This window comes from Sphingomonas sp. LC-1, from assembly GCF_025371035.1.
Taxonomy (GTDB): Bacteria; Pseudomonadota; Alphaproteobacteria; order Sphingomonadales; family Sphingomonadaceae; genus Sphingomonas; species Sphingomonas sanguinis_E.
Map to the genome: position 1 here is coordinate 1 of NZ_JANZXB010000035.1, position 5,140 is coordinate 5,140.

Genomic DNA, 5,140 nt, shown 5'->3' on the forward strand with positions numbered 1-5,140 from the left:
CATTCTTGTTGACGAACACGATGCCGCTCAGCACCCGCTGGTCATCCACGCGCGGCTTACCATGGCTCTTGGGAAAGAACGGTCGCAGCCGCTCCATCTGCTCATCCGTCAGCCAAAACAGGTCGCTCATTCCAGTCTCCTTGCGGAGCCTGAATCAGATCGCGATGCTCACATCAATAGGTCCTGACCCTAAGAGCGCGTCGCAAGCCACCCTTTCCGCGATAGTCAGCATCGCCGGAGCGATGCTCTGCAATCATCTGCAACAGACCGCACATGCTTTGAGAGATCTTCATCGACGCCCAGTCGGATCCCTCCCCTTGCTCGAACGAACGACCCGTCGCGCGCCGCAGACTAGGGTAGGGATCTTGCCCAAGAAGGACGCAACGTACTGCGGCGGGCTGAATGCCATCGAAGGCGCGGAATACGTGCGCATCGGGCCTCGCGGCGGCGTGCGGACGGTCGCGACGCGCGGGAAAGATGGGCTCGTCCGTCGAGAACGTCAGACCTTCCTGCACGTCCCGAACTGCCGGTTCCACGTCGCTCAGCATTGAGCGCCAATCCTCGCTGAGATCATCTCGCCACCCCTCGACGAAATGGCTCAATTCATTTCGCAAGCTTGTCCCGTTGCGCAGTTTCAGATTCGCCTCCTGTCCAGCATCCCGGGTCATCTACACTAGCTTCTGAACACGGCGATTTTCCCTCACCGCAAATGATAGTTCGCGATGATCCTGGCCGCCTTGCCGAGTTTGCCTGGACGTGAGGAGCGGACATCCCAAATGCCTTGAAGGAACTTGATCAGCTCGCCAGCCCCCTCGAGCGCCGAGCTCCGAGGGTCGACCTTCGAGATTGCTTCCCTCACGGCGTGAAGGAGCAGCGACTGGGGGCGAGCCTTCACGTCATCTAGGCAGATCTGCCGTGCAATGCTTTCAAGAAACTCACGCCAGCCCCGCAGGTCGGTCCTGAACCGCGGTACCTGGGCGATCTCGAACCCAGTTAGGTAACGCTCCTTGAACTCGCGCCCGGTTACGAGTTCTAGATCGCGCGCGACACGCTTGTCGTAGATCCTTCTGTAGTGGGCCGCATTGAGCGAGCCCGAACCTTCCAAGAACTTAGAGGCCTCGTCCCCAAACCCCGTCCAGAGCCGCTCGAGCATGGCGACGAAGCCCTGCCTGCCCTCCTCCAGTACCGATGGCGTCGCGAGCCGTCCGAGCGCCTCGAGTTGCCGCTCGCGCGCGTCGTGCCCGCGGCGGCGGAAGAGCGCCAAGTGCTTAAGGTGGCATTCCTCGGAGCACCAAAAGCCGAACTGCGTCCAAACGAAGTAGCGGCCGCGCCAGTTACCGCACTGCCGCCCATCGTCGGCAAACTCTTCCTCCTCCGGCAGGAAGCCATCCCGTCCTACATAAGCGTACGTCAGACGTTTGGAAGGCGGCTTCTCGAAGCCCACAGCCGCTACGAATTTTGCCTGTTCAGTCTGTTCAAGCTCGCGCTTGAGCGGGATCGAGACCTTAAGGAACCCGGGCTCCGCACGATAGGTGGCCAACAGGTATCCCCGCTGCACCCAGAGGTCGAAGCTGCTCGACGCCCCCTTCCGCGGTCCCACGACCATCGCAGGCAGCCTCAGCGATACGCCGTCTAGCGTCAGGTCGTGCTGCGCCTCGACGGGTGTCCGCTCGCCGGCGGTCGTCGCGGCCATGACGCGTTCACACCAAGCGATCACCCCCGAATGGTTCGTCTTCGTCAGCCGACAGTTGGCAATCAGCTCGGCGTTGAGCAACCCGCTAAAGCCCTGCCGCGTCGCATTGGCGGAGCCGAAGACGAGCGACCGCTCGGTGCGCCCGCCCTCCGTCCTCCAGACGACGTAGAAGAGCTTGAGGTGCACTAGGCCCGGCGCCGAGCCGAAGGCACAGCTCAACTTGAGCCGACGGGGCGCCGCCGCCGCAGATTCCGCGATCATGGTCTCGTCCTCGAATCTGCAGCCGTCGTCGATCACCACGTTGAGTCGCTTTGGGCGCAGCTGCGAGAGAAGGCGGTCGAAGAACTCGCGCTCGACGTAGGGTGTCACGACGAGCACGGCCTCGACCTTGCGCCCCTTGCGTGCAGAGAAGAGATCGAAGCTGCCGTCCGCCTTGCCCATGTAGGATGCTAGCCAGAAGGGAAGCTGGAGGAAACCTCCGTTGTCGGCATTTTAGAAGGACCGAACGCCCCGGGTTGCAGGCAAGCTCGCCGGAGCGAACTGCCTTGCGAGAGGGCCACCGACAAACGAGACGTCGCTAGGCAGGACTGTAGGCGACCCGTAATCAAGCAGCGGTCCAGTTCCGCGAAACCGGCGGATCCCAACCCGTACCTACCTGCTGTCAATCGGGCTCATGCCGCTCAAGGGCATAGAAAGCGTCGAGGCATTTTTATCAAGTGGGGCTTGCGGCCGGCGGCAAGTAAAATCGGCTTAGGGCGTAGCTGAGATCGTCGGCCTCATGAACCAATGTACTCTTTGGCTGGCTCCTCGCCCAAAAGCGGCTAAGCCGCTTCCCACCAGATTTTCAGCAGTTCGATCGGCATCATGAGGTCGGTAGTCAAACTGCCGCATAGAGCGATGCGTCGTTCATTTCTGGGATGGATAGGTCGAACCCCGCCCCCGGCGACATTTGCCAGGACGGGGTGGGTGAAGACGATCACCCGGTCCTGTATCTCTATCGCCAGATAATCCGGGTGCCAGCCAATGACCGCAGATTTACCTCCCTGCCCGCGTTCGATCCTCGATAGCTGCGACGCGGATATGCCGCTGTAACGCGACAGGTCCGACAGGCGCCATCCCAATGCGATGCGCCCCGCCCTCAATGCTCGGCAAAGATTGTCGCGCTGCAAATCCTGCAGCGTGTCAGGTTCTCGCCTAGGTGGTGAGCGCGTCACACCGGGCTCGGCAACATCAGGCCAGTCAATCATGAAAATGGCCATGATCGCCACCAGCGTCTCCGAGCGTGGCCAGGCACGGTCATGCTCAATCCGCGACAGCGCTACCCGGCTTATGCCGACGCGGTGTGCAAAGACCTTGGGCGGCAGGGGCTCATCGGTGCCGGCGCCGGCCAGCCGGTGCGCCCGGATGATCTGGCCAAGGTTGTCCTTGAGCCTGGCATAGCCAGGCGGAAGGCGCATCCGGGCGGGCTTTCGGTGGGCCATCGAAATAGGATCTAACGATTGTGTATCGTTGATGCACGCCCAAATTCTGTCTTCCTATCACCGCCCCATGGCCATTGCGCGGATCTCCTGGGTGAAAAATGCAGAAAGCGAGAAGGCGTTGGCCGAACTCGTGCAGCTGCTCGCCCGGCAGCTGGCGGCGGAACACCGCCACACCGCGTCCTCTGCACGGCCCCCAACAGAAAAGGCTCCAACCCCATGACCATTTCCGGCCAACGTCGCATCGCACTGTACGGCAGACATTCGACCACCCTGCAAACGGCCACGTCGTCCGACGATCAGGTTGCGGCGTGTGCGCCGCTCGTCAATTCACTCGGTGGCAGGGTCGTGGCTACTTGGCTCGACCCTGAGATTTCAGGCTATCGGCGCGACCGCCCTGGGCTGAAAGGATTGCTTGCAGCCGTTGAGGCGGGTGAGGTCGACCTCATTGTATGCGAGTCACTGGACCGGCTGGCGCGTGACGCGGAGGACGTAGCCTGGCTGGGCAAGAAACTGCCCTATCACCGCGTCCATCTGCATACGATCAGCGAAGGCCGGGTCGACGAGATCAAGTTCGCCGTTGCAGGCCTGATGGGCGCGATCTTCCTCAAACACCTTGTCGACAAGACCCTACGTGGCATGGAGGCGGCGGTCCTGGCAGGGCGTTTCGCCGGATGACGCGCTTATGGCTATAAGCGCGTCATCCAGCTCGATGCGAAAGGCGAACTCGTCCGTGGGCTGCTCGCGATCGACGAGGCAAAGGCAGACGTGGTTCGCCAAATTTATCAATGGTTCGCTGGCGGCCTGTCGTCCATCCAGATTGCCACCCGCCTGAACGCTGACGGCGTTCCCGGGCCCCGTGGCGGCCCATGGAATGCCTCGACCATCCGGGGCGACCCCAAAAAGCTGGTCGGCATCCTTAACAACCCCCTCTATACGGGACGGCTTGTCTGGAAGCGTCGACACTGGCGCCGCGATCCGGACTCGGAGAAGCGCGAACGGCGCTACCAGCTTCGAGACCCCAGCGAGTGGATCGAAGTGGCGGTCCCGGACCTCCGCATCGTCGATGATAGTGACTTCGAGGCGGTGCAGGCGGAATTGAACGCCCGCAAGCGCACCACCACGTCGCTGCCGGTGGCCCGGGGTAATCGCAACAGGCATCTGCTATCCGGCCTGATCCGATGCAGTTGCTGCGGGTCCAACTACACAATCAGCGGCAAGGACTATTATCGCTGCGCCAGTCAGAAGGAACGTGGCACCTGTGATAACAGGCTATCGGTCCGCAAGGGGCCCCTGGAAGAGGCAAGCCTGACGGCTATCCAGCATCGTCTGCTCACCGAAGACCATGTACGCCTGTTCATTGCGGAATATGAGCGCGAATCCGCGCGGCTTGCCCGGATCGACAGCCAAGAGGCTGACACGGCCAGGATCCGGCTGCAGCAACTCGAGCGCGAACTCGGCCATCTGTACGAAAATCTGCTGGCGGGTATCGCGACCCCTGCCCTGCGTCAGATGATCGACGAACGGGAGACGGAGAAGGCCCGCCTGATTTTGCGAAACGCTACCGTCGACAGAGGGGTGGCTTCGCAACCCCCGCTTCCAACGCCATCCGTTCTGCAGGCTCAGTTTCGGGCGCGGATCGCCGCCCTGCGCAGCACGCTGGAAGATCCTGCGGTACGCGGGCAGGCTGCATCGATAATGTCGCGGCTTATCGAGAGCGTGACGATCTATCCGGATGAACCGGAGGGTCCCGCGGCAGAGGTGGTGGCCAGCGTAGCGTCGCTGGTGGCGTACGCCATAAACGACAACGCCGCCCGTGAGGGCGGCGTATCGAGTTCTATGGCGTTGGTTGCGGGGGCAGGATTTGAACCTGCGGCCTTCAGGTTATGAGCCTGACGAGCTACCGGGCTGCTCCACCCCGCGACACTGGGTATAGGGGCAAGGACAAGTGAATGGGTTTTTGTATTCG

At 61.9% G+C, this 5,140-nt stretch carries 6 protein-coding genes, 1 tRNA gene and 2 pseudogenes; 3 read left to right on the top strand and 6 right to left on the bottom strand.

The annotated features are described in order from the left end of the window. The 4 genes and pseudogenes from NZL82_RS19575 to NZL82_RS19590 form a co-directional block, all read right to left on the bottom strand. Positions 1 to 130 (bottom strand): annotated as a pseudogene (locus NZL82_RS19575) (IS5/IS1182 family transposase); the annotation flags it as partial. A 43-nt stretch (positions 131 to 173) separates the two neighbouring features. After that, positions 174 to 668 (bottom strand): hypothetical protein, encoded by a 495-nt coding sequence (locus NZL82_RS19580; RefSeq protein WP_261271367.1) that lies wholly within the window; start codon positions 666 to 668, stop codon positions 174 to 176. Between the two features lie 32 nt (positions 669 to 700). Continuing rightward, the gene (locus NZL82_RS19585) at positions 701 to 2,134 is read right to left on the bottom strand and encodes a hypothetical protein (protein WP_261271368.1); all 1,434 of its coding nucleotides are present in this window, start codon (positions 2,132 to 2,134) and stop codon (positions 701 to 703) included. A gap of 380 nt (positions 2,135 to 2,514) precedes the next feature. Continuing rightward, the gene (locus tag NZL82_RS19590) at positions 2,515 to 3,150 is read right to left on the bottom strand and encodes a helix-turn-helix domain-containing protein (RefSeq protein WP_261271369.1); all 636 of its coding nucleotides are present in this window, start codon (positions 3,148 to 3,150) and stop codon (positions 2,515 to 2,517) included. Between the two features lie 91 nt (positions 3,151 to 3,241). Between NZL82_RS19590 and NZL82_RS19595 the strand changes: the two genes are divergently transcribed. The 3 genes and pseudogenes from NZL82_RS19595 to NZL82_RS19900 form a co-directional block, all read left to right on the top strand. Further along, positions 3,242 to 3,394 carry a hypothetical protein gene (locus NZL82_RS19595; RefSeq protein WP_261271370.1) on the top strand — a complete coding sequence of 51 codons (153 nt, stop codon included), beginning with the start codon at positions 3,242 to 3,244 and terminating at the stop codon, positions 3,392 to 3,394. Continuing rightward, complete coding sequence (locus NZL82_RS19600) at positions 3,391 to 3,849, top strand: recombinase family protein (RefSeq protein WP_261271371.1); 459 nt, start codon at positions 3,391 to 3,393, stop codon at positions 3,847 to 3,849. The genes NZL82_RS19595 and NZL82_RS19600 overlap by 4 nt, the downstream gene beginning before the upstream one ends. Before the next feature lie 90 nt (positions 3,850 to 3,939). Beyond that, positions 3,940 to 4,431: pseudogene (locus tag NZL82_RS19900) on the top strand (recombinase family protein); the annotation flags it as partial. Positions 4,432 to 4,443: 12 nt separating this feature from the next. Here NZL82_RS19900 and NZL82_RS19605 read toward each other — a convergent pair. Together NZL82_RS19605 and NZL82_RS19610 are read right to left on the bottom strand one after the other, a co-directional pair. Continuing rightward, positions 4,444 to 4,635: a hypothetical protein gene (locus NZL82_RS19605; protein ID WP_261271372.1), complete on the bottom strand. Its 192-nt coding sequence runs from the start codon at positions 4,633 to 4,635 to the stop codon at positions 4,444 to 4,446. A 382-nt stretch (positions 4,636 to 5,017) separates the two neighbouring features. Further along, a tRNA-Met gene (locus tag NZL82_RS19610) sits at positions 5,018 to 5,094 on the bottom strand. Positions 5,095 to 5,140 lie beyond the last annotated feature (46 nt).